The organism is Pseudomonas sp. JDS28PS106 (assembly GCF_036706555.1).
In the GTDB taxonomy this organism is placed as follows: domain Bacteria; phylum Pseudomonadota; class Gammaproteobacteria; order Pseudomonadales; family Pseudomonadaceae; genus Aquipseudomonas.
This window is the reverse complement of the sequence record NZ_JBAJGT010000001.1, coordinates 459,242-479,343: the sequence shown is the minus strand read 5'-3', so window position 1 is coordinate 479,343 and position 20,102 is coordinate 459,242. Positions and strand designations below refer to the sequence as shown.

Below are 20,102 nucleotides of genomic sequence, written 5' to 3'. Positions count from 1 at the left end.
ATTTAATCCGCTGGGTGTTTACCCTAACGTCAAGGAGGTTTCATGAAATCAGCTCTGTGTTCGGGAGCTTTGGTTGTTTGTTGTCTTGCCTCAGGTGCAGCGGCAGCGGACGGTCTTCAGGCTGGTCATACGCTTGAAAACTATGCCAGGGATGTCAAGGAATACGAGGCCATGCGTGAGCAAGTCGTGAAACGACGCTCGGAGCAAAAGCCTGTCGTGCAGGCCGCTACGGCCGCATTGCTGGATGTCGAGGTGCCTACTGATGATTCCCCGATGTCGGCGGGTGCGACCGGTGATGATGACATGGCTGGAGAAGGAGAATGAGTGTGGCGGATCTGATCAATAAAAGCGGCGTCCTGGCGTGCTGTCTGATTCAAGCGGGGTTCGCTTGCGCAGCCACCGAGCAGGAGGCCAACTCGCTGGAGGCCAAGGTTGAACAATACGTTCGGCAAATGACGGTGGGCGAGCTCATCGACTATACCCGGTCCGAAGGCGGTTACATGATCCCGCCACAGACCAGACTGGGGCTGCCGGGAACGATCACCTATGATTCCTCCATGGCCGTGCACACGACTGATCCGGTTCCAGGCACCCAGTTTCCTTCGCCCTCGTCGCTTTCAGCTTCCTGGAGCATCAACCGGGCCAAGGAGTTCGGGCTTGCGATCGGCTACGAGACCAGAGAACTGGGAGGGCAACAGATCATCGCGCCGGGGCTGAATCTCTACCGCCTGCCGAACGCCGGCCGCGCGGGCGAATATCTCAGTGGCGAAGACCCGTATGTCGGCAGCGTCCTGGGGGCGGCCGTGGCGAACGCGATTCAGGTTCAGGGTGTGCAGACGGTTGCCAAGCACCTGGTTGCCAATGATCAGGAAGCGGATCGTCATCACATCAATATCAATGTTGATGAGCGAACCCTGCGTGAGTTGTATCTGCCAGGCTTCGAATCCGCGGTAAAGAACGCCAATGTCGCATCCGTCATGTGTGCTTTCAACAAGGTCAACGGCGAGTTTGCCTGTGAAAATCATGGCCTGTTGACCGGTATCCTCAAGAACGAATGGGCGTACAAAGGCTTCGTCATGACGGATTACCAGGGGCTAGAAAGCCCGATCAAGGCTGCCCTTGCCGGAACGGACATGGAAATCGGCGGCGGCAATTTCTTTACTCAGAGTAACCTGTTGCCCTACGTCCAGAGTGGCGAGCTTCCCAAGTCGCTGCTGGTCGATAAAGGCCGCCGTAACCTGCGCGCGCTGCTCAGCTATGGCTACGACAAGGGCATTCCTGTCGCGGACGGGATCGACGATCCGAAACGCGGCGCCCGCGCGGCGTTGAATATGGCCCGCGAAGGGACCGTCCTTCTGCAGAACAACCGTATCGAGGGAGGGCGAGCGCTGCTGCCGCTGGATACCGGGAGCAAGATCGCGGTTGTGGGCGGTATGGCGGACGACATCCCGCCATCTCCGTTTGGCTCTCATTACTCTCCACCCACCAACTATCTCAAGGAACTGGAAGGTCTGCGGCAGTTGGCAGACAGCAGAAGCTCGGTCGATTATCTTGAGCAGTACTCGCTGCGTCCTGCCAAGTCCGTCTGGTACCTGGCGAACGACGGGCAGAGCGCACAGGACACCCAAGGCATCAAGGCTGAATACTTCAGCAACACTGAGTTGTCCGGTGAACCGGTAGTGGCGCGAACCGAGCCGGGCGTGAACTGGAACTGGGCGACCGGGACCAATACCACCGATTCGGCAGAGACCACTTTGGCCGGAATGGAAGTGGTCGCCCCGTCAGGAACCGGCTATGCGCTTCAGCCAGATCTGAATCCCGCCGGTGGCAACTTTTCCGCGCGCTTCTCGGGTGTAATCAAACCTCAGGTCAGCGGTGATCAAGTCTTCAAGGTCCATGCGGATGGCGCATACCGTCTCTGGGTTGACGACAAGCTCATTCTGGAAAGTGACGGCGAGCCTGTCGCGACCGATCTGGTCTATTCTGCGCCTGCCTCGGGCAAAGCTCTGCATCTGAAGGCAGGGCAAAGCTACAGCGTCAAGCTGGAATATCGCCGTTTGCGTAATGACTTCGTGACCTGGAACGGAGGTTTCACCGGCGTGCGCATGAGCTGGGCTCCTCTGGCGGCGCCTGCGGATCTGCAGAAGTACGACGCAGTCGTGATCGCAGCGGGTATGAACGGTGAATACGAAGGCGAAAGTTTCGACCATGCCTATGAGCTGCCTGAATATCAGGCGGATCTGATCAACAACTTCAGCAAGGTCAATGACAAGACTGTGGTGGTACTCCACGGCGGCTCGGCGCAGCCTATGTCCTCGTGGGTCGAACATACTGCCGCTGTGCTGCATGCTTGGTATCCGGGTCAGCGGGCAGGGCAGGCGATTGCCGAGATTATTTACGGCAAGGTCAATCCGTCAGGGAAGCTGCCGATCAGTATCGATCGCACCATCGAAGACAACCCGGCTTACGCCAGCTATCCGGATATCATGGCCTACCGTGGCGACAATCCGGCATCGGACATGACCTACAGCGAGGGTTTGTATCTCGGCTACCGTGGTTATGATCGTCGCCATACCAAGCCCTTGTATCCGTTCGGCTATGGTTTGTCCTATACCCAGTTCAAGTACAGCGATCTGCAGCTGTCTTCCGGCGTGCTGTCGCGGGGACAGACCGTCGAAGCGCGCTTCAAGGTGACCAACACCGGTTCCGTTGCCGGTTACGAGGTGGCTCAGCTGTACATAAGCCCGGTCAAGCCGAAAGTCGACCGTCCCGAGAAAGAGCTTAAAGGGTTCGACAAGATCTACCTCAAACCAGGAGAGACCAAGACGGTTACCATACCGATCGATCAGCGTTCGCTGGCGTATTTCAATACGAAAGCTGAGGCCTGGCAGGTTGACACCGGGGCTTTTACAGTGAAGGTTGGTTCTTCGTCGGCGGACCTGCCGCTCGCTCAGAAGATCACCAGTCTGTATGCCGCGCAGTTGAACACTACATCCTCCAACCCCTTGCCCAAACCCGTTCGAAAAGCGGTGCGTGTAAGCACGGCTCGCGCTTACTGATCTGATCATTACGCGTCGCATTTTGCGAGTGGGGAAGCTTCGGCTTTCCCACTTATCAGGCCAATATTCGGCAAGCCATGCGGGAGGGTCTCGGTCGGGCCATCGCTACGAAGGACAGCTCCTGTGCCTGCTGGTGGCCCGGAAAGGCCTCCGCTGTTTTCCCACTGCATAGGCTCTTAGCGAAGCGCTTCTGCTCTTCGTCTGGTGACACTCACACTGCCCGAGTCGCTGGGTACTCATATGGTTTCTGGAAAGAAAAAGCCCGGGAGCGCACCAAGACGACCCCGCAGTCGAAAACGGCCCGGCCAAGATTGAGAGACCGGTTGCCGAAGCGGGTTTGATTTCGCCGGGCCGAGCTTCTGGATGCTCGTTTCCACGATCGGCGCGCGCCCGGCAACGGGGAGCCATTCCCGCCAACGTCCGGACGGACTTTTCAGTGCTCGACGGCCATCGGCCCGGTAGGGCGCTCATCCTGTTGAGGTGGAGCAAAAGCCGATTCGCGCACACAGACCTGCCCGTCGAATATCAGCCGCGCTGTGCGCACCAGACCACACCCGGCCAGTTCGCCGTTATCCAGTAGTAACCGGACACTGAATTCGCCGGTGGGGTGTTCCACCGACACTTGTTGTTCAGTACCGCCTGCCGTCTGTGCGAGTCCCTGGGCAACGGTTCCCTCGATCAGGCATGCCGAAGCCACGCTGACGGCTCCGAACACACCGATCGAGGCATGGCACTTGTGGGGGATGAAGCTGCGGCTGCTGATCGTCCCGCCCGCGACCGGCGGAGCGATCAGCACCATCTTCGGTACGGTGCGTTCGCTGACGTCGCCCAGATTCATCCGCAGGCCGGCTTGCAGCCGAATGGACTCGATGCGCTGCTTGAGATCGGTATCGGCGTCCAGCATCGCGCAGCCTTCATAGCCGCTGCGATCGAGATCGGCGGCGCGGATCAATACGACAGGCATGCCGTTGTCGATACAGGTCACCTCGACGCCATCGAAGCAGTCGACGGGCTTGCCCGTAGGGAGCAGCGCGCCACAGCTCGATCCGGCGATATCGTCGAATTCCACGATCACGCCGGCGGCCGTTCCGGGCACGCCGTCGATTCTGACGTTGCCGTCATAGGACAGGCTGCCTCCTGGGGTCTGGAGGATCGCGGTCGCGATCTGGCCGGTGTTCTCCATGAAAATCCTGACCCTGGTCTGTTCGCCCTGCACGGCGACCAACCCACGTTCAAGCGCGAAGGGCCCCACACCGGCCAGGATGTTGCCGCAGTTCTGGCCGTAATCCACGCGGGGCTGGTCCACCGCGACCTGCGCGAACAGATAATCGACATCCACGCCGGGCCGCCGCGATGGCCGAACGATCGCCACCTTGCTGGTCAGCGAATCGGCGCCTCCGAGTCCGTCGATTTGCCGCGGGTCCGGTGAGCCCATGGCCGCCAGCAGCACGTTGTCACGTACCCGGGGGTCTGTCGGCAGGTCGTCAGCCAGGAAATAGGCGCCCTTGGAGGTGCCGCCACGGATCAACAAGCAGGGAATGCGGACCTGGCTCATGGGTCAGCCCTCCAGTTGTTCAAGACTGTCGTAGTACGTGAGGCCTTTTTCCTGCAACCGCGCGCGCATTTTATAGATGTCCAGGCCCAGCTCACCGGCCGCCAGGCGCATGCGCTTCTGCTCTTCCAGATCGGCGCGTTTGCGGCTTGCCTCGAGCACGTTGGCAAGTTCGCCGCGCCGGACCACGACAACGCCGTCGTCGTCTGCCAGCACCACATCGCCAGGATGGACCAGCTGCCCGGCGCACACGACCGGGATATTCACCGATCCCAGCGTCTCCTTGACGGTGCCTTGAGCATGGACCGCGCGGGACCATGCATGAAAGCCCATCTCGCGAAGGCTGCTGGTGTCGCGCACGCCCGCATCGATGACCAGCCCTCGAACACCTCGCGCCTGCAGCGAGGTGGCGAGCAGATCGCCAAAGAAGCCGTCGGTGCAGGGCGAACTGGGAGCGACGACCAGCACATCGCCCGGCTGGCATTGCTCTACCGCAACGTGGAACATCCAGTTGTCGCCAGGTGCCACCAGCACCGTCACTGCCGACCCGCTCACCGCGATGTCCTGCTGGATGGGCCGAATGCCGGACGCCAGCAGGCCTTTACGGCCGTGGGCCTCATGCACCGTGGCGACTCCATACCGGGTCAGCTCATCGATGAGTGCCAAGTCGGCGCGGGGGATATTGCGCACGACGATGCCGGTCTTGCCTGTGAGGTCATTCATCCCAGATTCTCCGTCACTCGTGGAAAGATGCTCTGGTAGCCTTCGCTGTAGATGATGTCCTTGCTGGCGGTGATGCCGATGTTGCGCTTGGCCTGGACGCCGCGTTGCAAGGCCACCCGCGTGTAGTATTCCCACAGGTGTTCCTGGCCCGCCATGCACTGGATGGCCGCGTACTTCTTGTCCCAGACCGAGGTGATGTCGAGGAGTACGTCGGGTTTCCATTCGCACTGTTCAGGTTGATGCGGCTCGAAGCTGTAGACCGGAGGAGCGCCGACGATTTTCTCGCCAGGCTTGTAGCCTTCGGCCTGGGCGATGATGCGCGCCTCCTGGGTCAGATGGATCGCCAGTGGATGGTCATAGTTGTACGGGTCCTTGAGCGAATGGCTGAGAACGAATTCGGGCTGCACGCGGCGGAACACGTCTGCCAGCCGGAACAGGGTGTCCTTGTCGGCCCGCATCGGATAGTCGCCGATATCGAAGAACTCTACGCTTGCGCCCAGTATTTCGGCGGCCGCCTGAGCCTCTTCCCTGCGCGCGGCCTTGACCTTGCTTTCGGTCATTTCGCTGCCCTTGCGCCAGAGTTTCGCGGACTCGCCGCGCTCGCCGAACGACAGACAGACGATATGCATCGCGTAACCCTGTGCGGCGTGCAGTGCAATGGCGCCGCCGGCGCGCCAGACGAAATCCGCTGAGTGGGCGCTGACGACCAGCGCGGATTTTTGAGCATTATTCATAACGGGGCGGACTCCCTTGTAGGTTTACCGAATGCTGACAGGCTTGCCATATCCGCACTAATGCGTAAGGCTGGTCCTTCCATACCTTTTCTTTATCAGCCCATCCGGAACCGGTCAGGCAGCGATGTTCGAAGCAGATATTCCACACCTGATGCAGGTCCGCGCCTTCATTCGCATTGCTGACGAGGGCAGCGTGTCGCGCGCCTCGGAAGTCTTGCTGCGGGCGCAATCGGTGGTGACCCGGGCAATCCGCGATCTGGAGCAGAGCCTGGCCGTTCCGCTGTTCGAACGTCACGCCAGCGGCATGCTGCTGACGCCCTACGGCAAGGCCATTCTGCCGCGAGCGCGTCGAGTCATGGCCGAACTGGAGTCGATCCCCGCGCTGCTCGGCCATGCGCCGCATGAGCCGCTGTATCTGCTCAACACCCGACGTTTGCAGATATTCGTCAAGCTCTGTGAAACCCAGCACATGCAGACGGTGGCACGATCTTTCCAACTCACCCAGCCCGCGATCAGCGCCGCGCTGAAAATGCTGGAGGACGGTGCCGGGAAATCCCTCTTCGAGCGAACGGCCAGAGGCTTGCGGCCCACCAGGGCCAGCACCGATATCCTGTTTCCGGTACGTCGTGCCCTCAACGATCTGCGCCATATTCGTGCCGATGTGGCACTGATCAAAGGCTCTTTGCAGGGATTGGTGACGGTCGGGGCCCTGCCGCTAGGGCGCACTCGCATCCTGCCGCTGGCCTTCGTGCGCCTGCTCGCCGATCACCCGGGCATTCGCATTGCCACCAACGAAAGCCCGTTCGACCTGCTGGCGCTGGAATTGCGCGCGGGCGACGTGGATTTCGTGTTTGGAGCACTTCGCGCGCAGGACTATGCCAGCGATTTATACGGCGAGAAATTGGTCACTGAAGAAATGGTGATCCTGACCGGCCCGGGGCACCCGTGGTTGAGTCGCCAGGTCACGCTGGACGATCTGAGCACCGCCAGGCTGGTGCTGCCTCGCGCGGATACGCCGGCCCGGCTGCTGCTCGAGGCGCATTTTTCCCGTCTCGGCCGCGCGGCCCCGGAGCCGGTCGTGGAGACCGGAGACATGGCGATTATCCGAGGCCTGTTGATGCGCTCGGACATGCTGGCGATCGTCTCCGAACATCAACTCGAATACGAAATCGCATCGGGTGAACTGCGCCGCCTGGACCTGCAACTGGAAGACACTCAGCGCTCGCTGGGCCTCATCTACCGAACCAACGGCCTGCATTCACCCGCGGCCCAGGCCCTGATCCAGAAGATCCGTGAAGTCTGCGCCGAGATCGCCACTGAAGATCAGCGCGTTCCGCTAGCCTGTCTGCCCGCAACCGAATAAGTGACCTGTTGATTGCGGGTTTTCTGGAAGTCTTCCAGAGACATGCCTTTCATCGCCGCATAGATATGCAGGTTCGAAACGCCCACCACGGCACCGAGCTTTTCCAGCAGGAAGAAAATCACTCCGTAGTGGATCAAACCGCGCCAGTCCCGACGCTCGACCAGATCCTGCTCTTCCCCAGTCAGCGCATGCTCGCGGAACAAGACTTGCGGCTCCGCGAGAAAACGCGCCCGCCATGCCGGGTCGATGAGTTTATGCAGGAAACGATTGAGCCTGTACCCCTTGTGGCTGCGCTCCAGAGTAAACGGGTAGGTGCCTTCGAGTTTTTCGACTCCGGCCAGTTGATGCTCGATGTGCTCGCGGTGACGCGCCAGCACGTCCACCGGCGTGTCGCGCGCATGATTCTCCAGCAACAGCGTGGCGATGCCGGTCATCGAGGGCAGGTAATAGTCCCGATGCAGGACGCTGACGTTGGCCGACAATGCGCCGCGCATGATCAGCCAGGTAATGACCTCGGAGCCTTCCATGCCGCCCAGGGTCGCGTACTCGGCGAGGGTGATTTCCGTCAGCCGCTGGGGGTCGTTGACGAACAGGTCGACGAACTGCTCGTCCCACTCAGGGTTGTTGAAACCGCAACGCTCTCCATGTACCTGATGCGAAACGCCGCCGGTGGCGACGATCGCCACCGACAGGTCTTCGGGATAGCTTTCGATCGCGCGACGCAGGGCCGTGCCCAGGTTGTAGCATCGTCTCGGCGACGGGATCGGAAACTGCAACACGCCCACCTGCAACGGCACTACCTCGACAGGCCAGCCGTCCTTGAACGGCATCAGTGCCGACATGGGCGAAAACAGCCCGTGGTCGATAGGCTTGTCGCGGAAGAACGACAGGTCGAATTCATCGGCCATGAGACTGTGGCCGATGTGCCGCGACAGGGCTGCATGCCCGCCGATGGCCGGCAGGTCCCGCTTGCCGCCGCCCTCGTCGGCGACTTCGTATCGATCATCGACGCCCAGCGCGAAGGCCGAATAGTGATCGAAGAAAAACGAGGTGACGTGGTCGTTGAAAATGTAGAACAGCACATCCGGGCGCTTGTTCGCCAGCCAGCTTCTGATCGGCTTGAAACTTTCGAAAATAGGGGCCCAGGCTGCTTCTTCCTGCTTGTCGTGATCGACAGCGAAGCCGATTGTCGGCGTGTGCGAGACGGCCAATCCGCCGATGATCCGCGCCATGTCATACCTCCGTTGAACTGTTGAGAAAAATTGTCGGATAGCGGGTGTGCCTGAGTGCGTCAGTGACCCGGTTGCACGTTCAGGTGTTTCGCGGCCGCTTTAGGCCCGGCCATGATTGCAATGGCCGCCAGAAGCGCGGGGACGCCCAGCACCGCGAAAACCACATGCATTGGTAGCCCGAGACTCAACAATGCGCCGCCGCTGAAAGACGCGAGGATGCCGCCAAAACGGCCGATGCCCAGCATCCAGCTCACCCCGGTCGCCCGGAAGTCGGTGGGGTACTGACCGGGTGCAAATGCGTTCAGGCCGGTCTGGGCGCCGTTGATGCAGAACCCCGCGGCAAATACCAGCACGCCCAGCGCGGTGGTACCGACTTCGACGAAGCCCAGGGCGAAAATGCACAGTGCGCCGCCGATATAGGCCAGTGCGATGACCGCTTTAGGGTTGACTCGGTCCATTGCGGCACCGACCAGAACGATTCCGATCAGCCCGCCGAACTGAAACATGGCGGTGACGATGGCCGCGCGTTCCAGGCTGACGCCGGCATCCTTGATCAAGGTCGGCATCCAACCGGTCAGCAGGTAAATCACGACCAGCCCCATGAAGTAAGTGCACCACAAGCTGAGCGTGCGCGCGCGATACCGGGAAGTGAAGAGCTGGCTGACCTTGCTGGTGGATTTCAGGTGGACGGGCGAGGCGGCGGTAGCGAACTTCACGTCATCGGCAAACCGTCCGCCCATGCGCCGCAGCACCGCCATGATGCGCTGGCGTGCAAAGCCTCGGTTGATCATCAGGTCGACGGATTCAGGCAGGAGAAAGTACAGGATCGGCAGTAACAGCAAGGGCAGCACGCCGCCCAGCATCAGCACCGCATGCCAGCCAAACTGAGGGACCATCCACGCCGAGACGAAGCCGCCCGAGGCCGATCCCAGTCCGAAGCCCATGAACATCAGGGTGATCAACAAACCCCGGAGGCGCTGCGGAATGTATTCAGACAGCAGGGTCGTACAGTTGGGCATCGCCGCGCCAAGGCCCAGCCCGGTCAGGAACCGCAGCGCGGCCAGTTCCGTGGGCGTGCGGGCAAAGGCGCACAGCAGGCTGAACAGTCCGAAGCCGGCCACCGACCAGAGCAGGACGCGGCGACGTCCCAGCCGGTCGGACCAGGGGCCGGAGATCAATGCACCGGCTGCAAGCCCGACCATCGCCGCCGCCATGATGGGACCGAACGCGGCGCGGGAGATGTTCCAGTCCTGAATGACCGCCGGCGCAATGAATCCCATGATTGCCGCATCCAGTCCGTCGAAGGTGACGATGAGAAAGCACAGCAGAAGAATCATCCACTGGAAAGCTGAAACAGGACGCTCATCGATCCACTGCTTGATATCAACGGCAGAGTTGTTCATGGGCTTACCTTTTTATTATTTGTGAGTGTGGTCCCCATACCGATTGACGACTTGGGACAGGCTCAGCTTATGGGAATACCGAGCTGTGAACGTCTGTGAAGTGTTTAATGAGGAATCGCTTTTCTTTATAAGGCCTCCCGTCAAGGCTCAGCGCGTGCCGCGCATCCTTGCTTCACTTCGTCAGCGGACGACGAGGGGGCCGGCACTGCGACATCGACCGCGGAAAGGTCCGCGCCGGTGGCGTTTGGCAGGCAGAGCGCGGCGATAAAGCCGATCAGGTACGAGCCGATGGCGAAGCTGCCCATCGCCGCAGGCAGGCTCATATGAAGGGAGGCGAAACCCACCGCCGCGGGCATGATCGAGCCGAAACCACGACCGAAGCTTGTGCAGAAGCCAGCGCCGTTGGCCCGGATGCGGGTCGGATAAAGCTCGGAGAACGTCAGCGGCAAGCCTGAGGCCAGGCCACCCTGGAAGGCGCCGAGCAACAGACCGAGCGCGAGGATGACGTTCATGTGCAGGTCGGCAAACATGTAGACCGAAACCACGGTCGCCTGGCAGGTCAGGAACAGCATGAAAGCGCGGCCCCGTCCTATTCGGTCACTGAGCAGGCCGTAAATGAACGGGCCTACCAGCGAGCCGATGATATTGACCGCCAGGTAGCCCGACGTCGAGGCAATCGGCAGGTTCAGCACGGTCCGCATGTACGTGGGAAGCCAGGTGATCATGATGTAGGCCCCGCCGAAAATCCCGCTGGCCAGTACGGTACTGATGATCGTGACGCGCCTGTGTTCAGCGGCGAAGACGGCCTTTACATTGAGGCCGTTGCCGGTTTTACGGGTCTGATTGAAAGCGGCCGACTCGGGCACCAGGCGCCGTATGAACCAGACGAGCAGGGCTGGCAACAGACCGATCGCAAAGAAAGCACGCCAGGCCACATCCTCCGGCAGGAAATTGAACAACACCGGCATGGTTGCCAGCGAAATCGCGTAGCCCACGGCATATCCACTCTGCACCGACGCAGCGACCCGCCCGCGCAGCGCGGGTTTGATGGCTTCGCTGATCAGCACGGCTCCCACCACGGCTTCACCGCCATAGCCGATGCCTTGCAGAAAACGCACAGGCATGAAACTCCAGAACCCGGTGCAGACCGCCCCCATGCAGGTGAATATTGCGACCCACAAGACCGTACCCTGCATCACTTTGATACGCCCATAGCGGTCGGCCAGCATGCCGGCGCCCCATCCACCGATTGCACTGCCAATCAGCGTCACCGAGCCCAACAGACCTGCGTCGGATTTGCTCAGACCCAGGATGGTCATGAGTACCGGCATCACCAGGGCGAATATGGTCGCGTCCATGGAGTCGAGAGTAAACCCGCCAAAGCACGCCCAGTAGGTGCGCTTTTCGGTGGGCGTCAGATCGGAGTACCAACCCAGTCGCATGGGATCATCCTTATTGTTATGGCTTTGATGCGGCCAGCTTATAGGGACGCAGCGGCGGGCCCGGCTCGAATGTCTTAACGAGCCAGCGGTTTTTCTTATGAGCAATGTCTCGCCAGTCAGCCAAATACGCCAAGCACTGGGCAGAGCCTCGCTATTTGCCAAGCCGGCCGGTTCATCAGCGCCATGGGAAGGGCATGCTATTTGCTTTGCTAACAATATCTTGAATGATCGCTAGCAAAGCTAAGGCCCCAACCCATGATCGCTACTTCCAGTCGTGCTGTGATTTGTACGCCTCATGCTCAGGCAAGTGCCGCGGGCATGAGGGTTCTTGATGCGGGTGGCACGGCCATCGATGCGATGTTGGCGGCCAGCGCCATGCTGGCGGCGGTGTTCCCGCACATGACCGGCCTGGGCGGCGATGCGCTATGGATGATCCATGACAGCCAGGTGCGCACCATTGTGGGGATCGGGCAGGCCGGGCAACGCTTGCCTGAAGGCAGCAGGATAGACGTACGCGGTCCGGCGTCGGTCGCCAGCACGGCGGGTGCGATGGCGAGCTGGCAAACGGCGGCGAATATCAGTCGTTATCAGTGGGGATCGAGGCTTGGCTGGAGCGATCTTCTCGAAGATGCCGCGAGCATGGCGGATGCCGGGGTGCGGGTTTCGCAATCGCAGCTGTTCTGGCAGACCCTGCGTCAGCCCCTGATCGAGCAGCTGCCAGATCTACATCGTTTGTGCAAGATCGACGGGCGCTGGCTGGGCGAGGGCGATACCCTGCGTCAGCCTGAGCTGGCCAACACCTTGCGACATCTGGCGAGACACGGAGTCGAGGATTTCTACAAAGGCGAGCTTGCGCAGGCCTTCGGCGATGCATTCGACCGGCTTGGTTGCGGCTTGACCAAGGGCGATCTCGCCGCCACCGAGGCGCACGAGGCCGCGCCGATTTCCGTGCGCTATCGCCAGGGCCGACTCTTCAATGTCGCGCCGCCGTGTCAGGGCCTCTACACCTTGCAGGCCATGGCGGCGCTGCGGCACAAGCCGATCGCCGAGGTCGGCAATGGCAGCGCGCTGTACTACCACTATCTGGTGGAAGCCATCAAACAGGGTTTACTGCGCCGCAACCAGCAGTTATGCGATCCGCTGAGCACATCCTGGGACTTCTCGGCCGATCTCGACGACGCGCAGATCCGTCGTTACGCCGAAGCCATCAATGACCAGCGTGCTGCGCCCTGGAACGAGCCGGGTCGTCCCGCCGACACGGTCTGGATGGCCGCGACCGACGCCGAGGGCCGGACGGCCTGTCTGATCCAGAGCCTGTTTCATGATTTCGGTTCGGGGTGCATTCTGGGTGACACCGGGGTGTTGTGGCAGAACCGCGCCGCGGGCTTCAACGCCGACCCCGAGCACGTCAACGGCTGGGCGCCCGGCAAGCGCCCGGCGCATACCCTCAATCCCTCCTGCTACCTGGCTGACGACGGCCGGCGCTGGTTCTTCGGCACCCAGGGCGGCGATGGGCAGCCCCAGACCCAGATGGTCCTCGCCACCCAACTGATCGACTATGGACAGCCAATCGATCTGGCTCTGCAAACGCCCCGTTTTCTGCTGGGCCGCAGCTTTTTCGACAGCACGGACAATCTCAAGCTGGAGGCCGATATGAACCCCGCGACCATAGAAGGGCTGGCCGCGCTGGGGCATGAAACCGAGATCATTCCGGCTCGCAGCCCGATGACCGGCCACGCCGGAATCATCGCCATCGATGCTCTGGGACGGCGCAGCGCCATGCATGATCCGCGAGGCGAGGGCACCGGGCTGGGCCAGGCTGGCTGATCGGCCACCGGGCATTTGCCGGGTGCGGGCGGCTGGCGGATAATGCCGCCGATTGTCCGCCGTCCGCAGCCTGTGCGGATTGGCATGAAGCGTTCTGGACGGCAGAGGAAAGGATGGGGTCGAGCACTGTCACCGCCAAACAGCTGGAAGTGCAACGGATTGCCGATGCGCTGTTCAAGGCTATCGCCCAGCATCGACTGCCGCCGGGCACTCGACTGGTCGAAGCGCACATCGTGGAAACCCTGCAGGCGAACCGCAACCATGTGCAGGCGGCGCTGCAACGCCTGGCCATGCAGAAAGTGGTCACCATCGAAGCCAACCGCGGCGCCATGGTCGCGCAGCCCACTGCGAAGGAAGCGCGGGATATCTTCAGCGCCCGTCGAGCCATCGAACGCGCCATTGTCGAAGCCATCACTCCGGCCATCATGCGCAAACAGCGCCAGCGTATCGCCAGCCACATGAGCAATGAGCGCAAGGCCACCAACGACACGGATCGAAGAGCCATCGTCCGTGAGTTGAGCCAGTTTCATCTGTTGCTGGGGGAGATCAGCGGCAACGCGGTACTTAGCGACATTCTCTCCAACCTGATGGTCCGCAGTTCCCTGATCGTGGCGCTGTATCAGCGCAACGACGTCCCGTCATGCGCCTCCGACGAACACCAGGACATCGTCACCGCGCTTGAGCAAGGCGATAACGACAAGGCCGTGGCTGTGATGCTCGAACATCTGGATGAACTGGAAGGGCAACTGGCGCTGGAAGAGCAAGCGTCCGAAGAGTTCAACCTCGCCCAGGCCCTGCGCGGCGTCTGATGTTCGTAGGAGCGGCCGGGCGGCGTTGCGCTTCACCCGCGAAGCGTCGGTGCATCCAGCAGATTCGCGTTGGTCCTGACACGGCTTTCGCGGATGAATCCGCTCCTACATTCCAGCGTCCACCAGCCGCGAAGCAGTTGGTAATGGCTCAGCCCTGCGGCTTTAGCAGTTCCCCCGCCGGCCGACTGAACGTTTGCCGCCCTCCTTTGAACCCCATCAGCGGCGCGCTGATTTCGGCGATCACCGCGGCAGGCGAGGCGGCATCGAACACGATGAAATCCGCGCGACAGCCTGGCGACAGGCCGTAATCCGTCAACCTCAACAAACGCGCCGACTCGCTCGAGATCCAGGCAAGGCACTGCAACAGCTCCGGCACCGTGCCCATCTGGCTGACGTTGGCGAAAAGGTTGGCCTGGCGAATCAACGAAGCGTCGCCGTAGGGCGTGAACGGGTTGCCGATGTTGTTGGTCGACACCGAACAGGTCACGCCGCATGCGTGCAAATGCGCCAAGGGTGCAAGCCCTCGGGGCTTGTTGTTGAACGCCTCGCGACCCATCAGAAACAGATCGGTGCTGGGCAGACAGGTTACCTGAACGCCTGCCTCGGCCAGATCCAGCGCCAGTTCGGTCAAGGTTTCTTTGGGTAAAGTCGACAGTTTGGTCGCGTGGCCGATGGTCACGCGTCCGCCCCAGTCATGCAGCCGTGTGCAGCGGGCGACTTCCATGACGGTCATGCCTTCGGGGTTCAGGTCGAAATCCAGATGCAGGTCGAGATCGCAGTCATAGCGCGTCGCCAATTCGAACAGGCGCTGGATCTGCCCCAGTGGATCGCGGTCCATGTACGGGCAGCCACCGAGGACAGTTGCGCCGCTTTCCAGCGCCAGGCACAGCAGCTCTTCGGTGCCCGGATTGTTCAGCATGCCTTCCTGGGGAAACACGCAGATTTCCAGGCTGATCGCCCAGGCATAATCAGCCTGCAGGCGGCGGATGGCGTTGAAGCCAGTCAGGCCGATCTGCGGGTCCAGCTCGACATGGGTGCGCATGTGCGTCGTGCCTTGCACGATGGCCTTGTCCAGTACTTGGGAGCCGCGTCGGTAGACATCCTCTTCGGTGAACCCGGCCTTGGCCGCCCGGGTCTGGGCCACCGCTTCGGCGAGCGTGCCTTCGCGCAAATGACAGCGGTGCATGATGCAGGCTTTGTCGAGGTGGATATGGGTTTCGATGAGCCCCGGCATGATCAGGCGGCCTTGCAGGTCCAGGATGTCCCGCTGCGCCGCAGCCGGGCTCAAGGCCGTGACAAAACGACCGTTCTCGACACACAACTCGGTGAGAGGCTCGGCGGTGCCGAGCCGTGCATTGATGATCTTCAAAGCCTTCATGCGCTGGCTTCCTCACCCAGGTAAGCGGCCGCCAGCTCCTTGTCGTTGCGCAGGTCGGCGGCACTGGCGGCTTTGACGATAACGCCGGTTTCCAGCACGTAGGCGCGGTCGGCCACTTGCAGCGCCAGGTTGGCCATCTGGTCGACCAGCAGAATGGTCACGCCCTCGTCGCGCAGCGCGGCGAGTGCGTCGTACAGTTCGCCAATCATGGACGGCGACAGGCCCAGCGAAGGTTCGTCGAGCAAGAGGATTTTCGGCTTGGCCATCAGGCCACGGCCCACCGCGACCATCTGCTGCTCGCCACCGGACAGCAGCCCGGCTGGGTTGTCGATGCGATCGCGCAAGCGTGGGAAGCGCACAAGGATCGCCTCGATCTCGGCGGCGGCATCGAAGTCTTCATTGCGCGAATAACCGCCGAGCAGCAGGTTGTCGCGCACGCTCAGGTAAGGAAACACCTGACGGCCTTCCGGGACCAGCGCCAGGCCCTTGGCCGCGATCATGCTGGCATCGGCCTGTTCGATGTTCTCGTTGTCGAGCAGGATGCTGCCGCCGCTGGCGCGGTGCAGGCCGGCCAGGCATTGCAGGATGCTCGACTTGCCGGCGCCATTGGCACCCAGGATCGCCACCAGTTCACCGGGGTTGACCAGCAGACTGACCTTGTCGACCACCGCCGACGCGCCGTAATCGATGACCAGATCCTTGACGTACAAACGTGCATCACGACTGCCGGCCCAGCTCTGCGCGCGGGGCGTGGCCTGATAGTCGGTACCGCCCAGATACGCGGCGATCACCTGCGGATTCTGGCGAATGTCGGCTGGCGGGCCGCTCGCAATCGGCTTGCCGGCGTCGAGCACCAGCAAATGCTCGGACACCGACATCACCAGCGACATGTCGTGTTCGACCAGAATCACCGTGAGGCCGAAGTCCGCCAGCCTGCGCAGCAGCACGGCCAGTTCATCGGTGTCGCGACGGCTGAGGCCCGCGGCGGGTTCGTCCAGCAGCAGCACCGCAGGCGCGGTCGCCAGTGCTCGGGCGATTTCCACCAGGCGCCGGTCTACGTGGGGCAAATCCTCGGCAGCGATGTTTACCTCGCCGCGATAGCCGACCAGTGCCAGCAGGTCCAGCGCCAGGCTGCGCTGTGCCTCAGTGGCCAGGCGGAACGGCAGACCCAGCCGGCCTTTCTGCATGGCGACCAGCAGGTTGTCGAGCACCGACATTTCGCCGAACAGCAAGGTGGTCTGATAGGTGCGGGCGATGCCGGCGCGGGCGCTTTTCCACGCCGGCAGCCCGGCCAGCGGCTGTTGCAGTTCGATCTGGCCGCTGTCGGGGGTGTAGAAGCCGCTGATCATGTTGAGCACTGTGGTCTTTCCGGCACCGTTAGGGCCGATGATGCTGGTGATACTACCGGCGCGGGCATGCAGGCTGACGTCTCGCGCTGCCTGCACGCCGCCGAAGCGAATGCCGATATCGGTCACTCGCAGGCCTGACGAGGGGCCACGGCTGCGCAGATGCGCGGCGATGCGCTGTTGGTCGATCTGCGTCGGCGGCAGGAGTCGGGCGGGCTTGATCCAGCGCCGGGCAATCGCACCCAGCAGGCCCTTTGGCGCGATCCACAGCACGATCAGCAGCAGTACGGAAAAGATCAGCAGACGATATTCCGCGAAGTCCGACAGCAATTCCGGCACCAGCACGATCAGCAGCGCGCCGACCGGCGGCCCGAACAGCCTGCCGCTACCACCGACGATCACCGCCAGCACGAACAGAATGGACTGCGAAAACGGAAAGGATTCGGGATTGATGAACATCAGCAACGGCGCCAGCAGAGCGCCCGCCAGTCCGGTCAAGGCGGCGGACAACGCAAACGCCAGGGTTTTGCTGATGACCGGGTTGAAGCCCAGCGAGCGAGCCGCGATCTCCGAGGCTTTCACCGCGCGCATCGCCTTGCCCCAACCGCTGCGGCTCATGCGCTGATAGAACAACAGCGCGCCGATCATCAGCAGGGCGGCCAGCAGCGCCAGCAGAACCGAGGGATCGAGACCGGCGAATTCCGGCGCCGGAATCCCCATCAGACCATTGGACCCACCGGTGACATCCCGCCATTCGATCAGGCTGTGATGCACAACGAAAGCAAAGGCAATGGTGATCATCGCCAGATAAGGCCCGCTGACGCGCAGCGCGGGGATCGCCAGCAGCGCGCCGATCAGGGCGGCGACCAGCCCGGCTGCCGGCAGCGCGAGCCACAACGGCCAGCCGGCCATGGTCAACAGTGCCGAGACATAGGCGCCGATGGCATAGAACGCGATATGCCCGAAGGAAATCTGTCCGCTCAAGCCGATCAGGATATTCAGACCGACACCCACCACCGCCGCCAGCGCGCAGAGGGTGAAGACCAGGAGCGAGTAACTGTCGAGGGTGAACGCCATGACGCCGCACGCCAACGCGAGCAGGGCGATGAACGCCGGGGCGCCCCAGGTAGTGATGTTTTTCATACTTTGACCAGTGCCTGGCTGCCGAACAGACCGTTGGGACGAATCGCGAGCGCCACGATGACCAGCGCAAACGTGAAGATCTGCGTGAACGCAGAACCGAAGTACAGGGTGATCAAGGCTTCGGTCAGACCGAACAGCAGCCCCGCCGCAAATACACCGCCTGCGCTGCCGATCCCGCCAAGAATGGCGACCGCGAAGGCCTTCAGGCCGAACAGCATGCCCATCTCCGCGTTGACGCTGAACAGCGGGGCGATCAGCAGGCCGGCCACCGCCGCGAAAACCGTGGACACAGCGAAAGCGATGGCGACCACCCGATTGACGTTGATGCCCATCAGCATCGCCGCGCGCGGGTTCTGCACGCAGGCTTCGAGTACTTTACCCAGCCGGGTGTAGCGCCGCACCAGATACAGCACCAGCGCAATGGCCGCACCCGCCAGCGGAATCAGCAGTTGCAGGGCGCCGACGTTGCCGCCGAACAGCTCCAGGTTCATATTGGCAAGGCTGCTCTCGAACTGGCGAGGCTCCTTGCCAAAGGTGAACAGCGCCAGGTTGTCCACCAGAATGCCGCCTGCCACCGTCGCCATCAGCCAGGCCTGCGAGCCGCGACTGTGGAAGGGCCGCACCAGCCAGCGTTCGATCGCCAGGCCGTAGATGGCGCAGAGCACCAGCGTCAGCGGCAGGGCTAGCCACATTGACCAGCCCCAGGTCATGCAGAACGTGTAGCCCAGCACCGCGCCGACCATCATGGCGCTGCCCTGGGCGAAGTTGACGGTGCGCGATACGACGTAGGTCAGGTGAAAACCCAACGCCAGCAATGCGTACATGCTGCCCAGGCCGAGGCCGGTGATGATGGCGGCGGTGAACATGGTTACTCTCCGGACGTGAGCGGTACGATCTGGTCGTTGACGAAGTGGGTGAAGACATAGTCGTCCGGCCCCAGCGCGTCATGCCTGGTGGCACTGAATGGCTGCTTGTAATGCTTGATCAGGCCGTCGTAGTCACTGATCGCATAAAAGCCGTCGCGTACCGCCTTGCCGTCGGTGCTACCGGCTTTTTCGATCGCCTGCGCGGCCAGATGCAGTGCGTCGTAGGCGTTGGCGATGCCGACGGCCGGCGTCACGTCGGCCAGTGTCTTGATCTGCGGGTAAGCGGTTTTCAGGGCGGCCAGCAGTGCATCGCCCTTGGCGTTGTTGTGTTCGGTGAACACGTAGGTCTGGATGAAGTGCACCCGTGAAGCGTTCGGACCGGCCAGCTCGCCGAAGCGGCCGCCCGCCGGACCCCAGTGGGAAACCACCGGCACGTCCCAGCCCATGCGGTCCAGGGATTTGACGACCTGCGCCGAAGGGCCCACGTTGCCGACCATCAGCAGGGTGTCGGCACCGGCGTTTTTCAAACGGGTCAGTTGCGGTACCACATCCAGATCACTGTCCTGAATGCGCTCGACGCCGGCATTGGCCAGGCCGCGTTTTTCCAGGGCGCGCTTGAAGCCTGCTTCGTTGGACTCGCCCCACGGGTTATTGATGAGGATCATGCCCGGCTTCTTCATGCCCTTGTCTACGCCGTACTTCACCAGCGCTTCGTCCACCAGCTCATCGACCGCGGAAACCCGGAACACGTAGTTATCGGCCGCGCCGTTTTCGGTGATCTTGGTGCCGGCCGCCCAGATGCCCATGAACGGGACTTTCATCTGGTTGGCCAGCGGCACGATGGCCAGCGAAACCGGCGTATCCAGGCCGCCGAACAGAACGGTGACCTTTTCACGCTGGACCAGCTCGCGCGCCGCCAGCATGCCCTTGGACGGGTTGCTTTCATCATCGCGGCGCACCAGTTCCAGCTGGCGCCCCAGCACGCCGCCACTGGCGTTGACTTCATTGATCGCCATGGTCAGGCCCCGGGTCAGGGCTTCGCCGGACTTGGCGGACTGGCCGGAGAGGGCCGCGACCAGACCAACCTTGATCGGCGGCTCGGCCGCTTGCGCGCCGCCGAACATGGCCATGTTGAGCGTGACTGCCGCAGCCACGGGGAATAGCAGACGTTGCAGGTTTGGAAGCCGGAAGGCCATGATGATTCTCCTGATTGCTAGCAGTTGCA

General features: G+C 62.0%; 15 protein-coding genes. 5 read left to right on the top strand and 10 right to left on the bottom strand.

The features are described from left to right. Nucleotides 1–42: 42 nt before the first annotated feature. Nucleotides 43–324 carry a hypothetical protein gene (locus TRP66_RS02040; protein WP_333399651.1) on the top strand — a complete coding sequence of 94 codons (282 nt, stop codon included), beginning with the start codon at nt 43–45 and terminating at the stop codon, nt 322–324. Then, the gene (locus TRP66_RS02035) at nt 321–3,059 is read left to right on the top strand and encodes a beta-glucosidase (protein WP_333399650.1); all 2,739 of its coding nucleotides are present in this window, start codon (nt 321–323) and stop codon (nt 3,057–3,059) included. The genes TRP66_RS02040 and TRP66_RS02035 overlap by 4 nt, the downstream gene beginning before the upstream one ends. A gap of 433 nt (nt 3,060–3,492) precedes the next feature. Here the strand turns inward: TRP66_RS02035 and TRP66_RS02030 are convergent, their stop codons facing one another. Genes TRP66_RS02030 through galB form a run of 3 tightly spaced genes read right to left on the bottom strand, consistent with a single transcriptional unit; the run spans nt 3,493 to nt 6,068 of the window. After that, nucleotides 3,493–4,614: a 4-oxalomesaconate tautomerase gene (locus tag TRP66_RS02030; RefSeq protein ID WP_333399649.1), complete on the bottom strand. Its 1,122-nt coding sequence runs from the start codon at nt 4,612–4,614 to the stop codon at nt 3,493–3,495. Nucleotides 4,615–4,617: 3 nt separating this feature from the next. Further along, a complete protein-coding gene (locus TRP66_RS02025; RefSeq protein WP_333399648.1) occupies nt 4,618–5,334 on the bottom strand; it encodes a 4-carboxy-4-hydroxy-2-oxoadipate aldolase/oxaloacetate decarboxylase in 717 nt (238 codons plus the stop codon). Next, on the bottom strand, nt 5,331–6,068 hold the full coding sequence (gene galB / locus TRP66_RS02020; RefSeq protein ID WP_333399647.1) for a 4-oxalmesaconate hydratase: 738 nt from the start codon (nt 6,066–6,068) through the stop codon (nt 5,331–5,333). The genes TRP66_RS02025 and galB overlap by 4 nt, the downstream gene beginning before the upstream one ends. 124 nt (nt 6,069–6,192) lie before the next feature. Here galB and TRP66_RS02015 point away from each other — a divergent pair, with 124 nt between their 5' ends. Beyond that, the gene (locus TRP66_RS02015; protein ID WP_333399646.1) at nt 6,193–7,431 is read left to right on the top strand and encodes a LysR family transcriptional regulator; all 1,239 of its coding nucleotides are present in this window, start codon (nt 6,193–6,195) and stop codon (nt 7,429–7,431) included. Here the strand turns inward: TRP66_RS02015 and TRP66_RS02010 are convergent. The 3 genes from TRP66_RS02010 to TRP66_RS02000 all read right to left on the bottom strand — a co-directional run bounded on the left by TRP66_RS02010 (nt 7,392) and on the right by TRP66_RS02000 (nt 11,508). After that, nucleotides 7,392–8,663, bottom strand: a complete 1,272-nt coding sequence (locus TRP66_RS02010) for a gallate dioxygenase (RefSeq protein ID WP_333399645.1) — start codon at nt 8,661–8,663, stop codon at nt 7,392–7,394. The genes TRP66_RS02015 and TRP66_RS02010 overlap by 40 nt on opposite strands. Nucleotides 8,664–8,722: 59 nt before the next feature. Continuing rightward, nucleotides 8,723–10,066 (bottom strand): MFS transporter, encoded by a 1,344-nt coding sequence (locus TRP66_RS02005; RefSeq protein WP_333399644.1) that lies wholly within the window; start codon nt 10,064–10,066, stop codon nt 8,723–8,725. Between the two features lie 140 nt (nt 10,067–10,206). Beyond that, nucleotides 10,207–11,508 (bottom strand): MFS transporter, encoded by a 1,302-nt coding sequence (locus TRP66_RS02000; RefSeq protein ID WP_333399643.1) that lies wholly within the window; start codon nt 11,506–11,508, stop codon nt 10,207–10,209. A 255-nt stretch (nt 11,509–11,763) separates the two neighbouring features. On the opposite strand from TRP66_RS02000, the gene TRP66_RS01995 reads away from it, so the two are divergent. Both TRP66_RS01995 and TRP66_RS01990 read left to right on the top strand, forming a co-directional pair. Then, nucleotides 11,764–13,335, top strand: coding sequence for a gamma-glutamyltransferase family protein (locus TRP66_RS01995; RefSeq protein WP_333399642.1), 1,572 nt, complete (start codon nt 11,764–11,766; stop codon nt 13,333–13,335). Between the two features lie 113 nt (nt 13,336–13,448). Beyond that, nucleotides 13,449–14,144 carry a GntR family transcriptional regulator gene (locus TRP66_RS01990; protein WP_333399641.1) on the top strand — a complete coding sequence of 232 codons (696 nt, stop codon included), beginning with the start codon at nt 13,449–13,451 and terminating at the stop codon, nt 14,142–14,144. A 148-nt stretch (nt 14,145–14,292) separates the two neighbouring features. Here the strand turns inward: TRP66_RS01990 and TRP66_RS01985 are convergent, their stop codons facing one another. From TRP66_RS01985 to TRP66_RS01970, 4 genes are read right to left on the bottom strand one after another with little or no spacing between them, the layout of a single operon-like run. Then, nucleotides 14,293–15,522, bottom strand: coding sequence for an amidohydrolase family protein (locus tag TRP66_RS01985; RefSeq protein WP_333399640.1), 1,230 nt, complete (start codon nt 15,520–15,522; stop codon nt 14,293–14,295). Further along, nucleotides 15,519–18,011, bottom strand: a complete 2,493-nt coding sequence (locus tag TRP66_RS01980) for a branched-chain amino acid ABC transporter ATP-binding protein/permease (protein WP_333399639.1) — start codon at nt 18,009–18,011, stop codon at nt 15,519–15,521. Before TRP66_RS01980 ends, TRP66_RS01985 begins: the two co-directional genes overlap by 4 nt. Continuing rightward, a complete protein-coding gene (locus TRP66_RS01975; protein WP_333399638.1) occupies nt 18,008–18,877 on the bottom strand; it encodes a branched-chain amino acid ABC transporter permease in 870 nt (289 codons plus the stop codon). Before TRP66_RS01975 ends, TRP66_RS01980 begins: the two co-directional genes overlap by 4 nt. Nucleotides 18,878–18,879: 2 nt before the next feature. Then, nucleotides 18,880–20,073, bottom strand: coding sequence for an ABC transporter substrate-binding protein (locus TRP66_RS01970; RefSeq protein WP_442965151.1), 1,194 nt, complete (start codon nt 20,071–20,073; stop codon nt 18,880–18,882). Nucleotides 20,074–20,102: the final 29 nt, after the last annotated feature.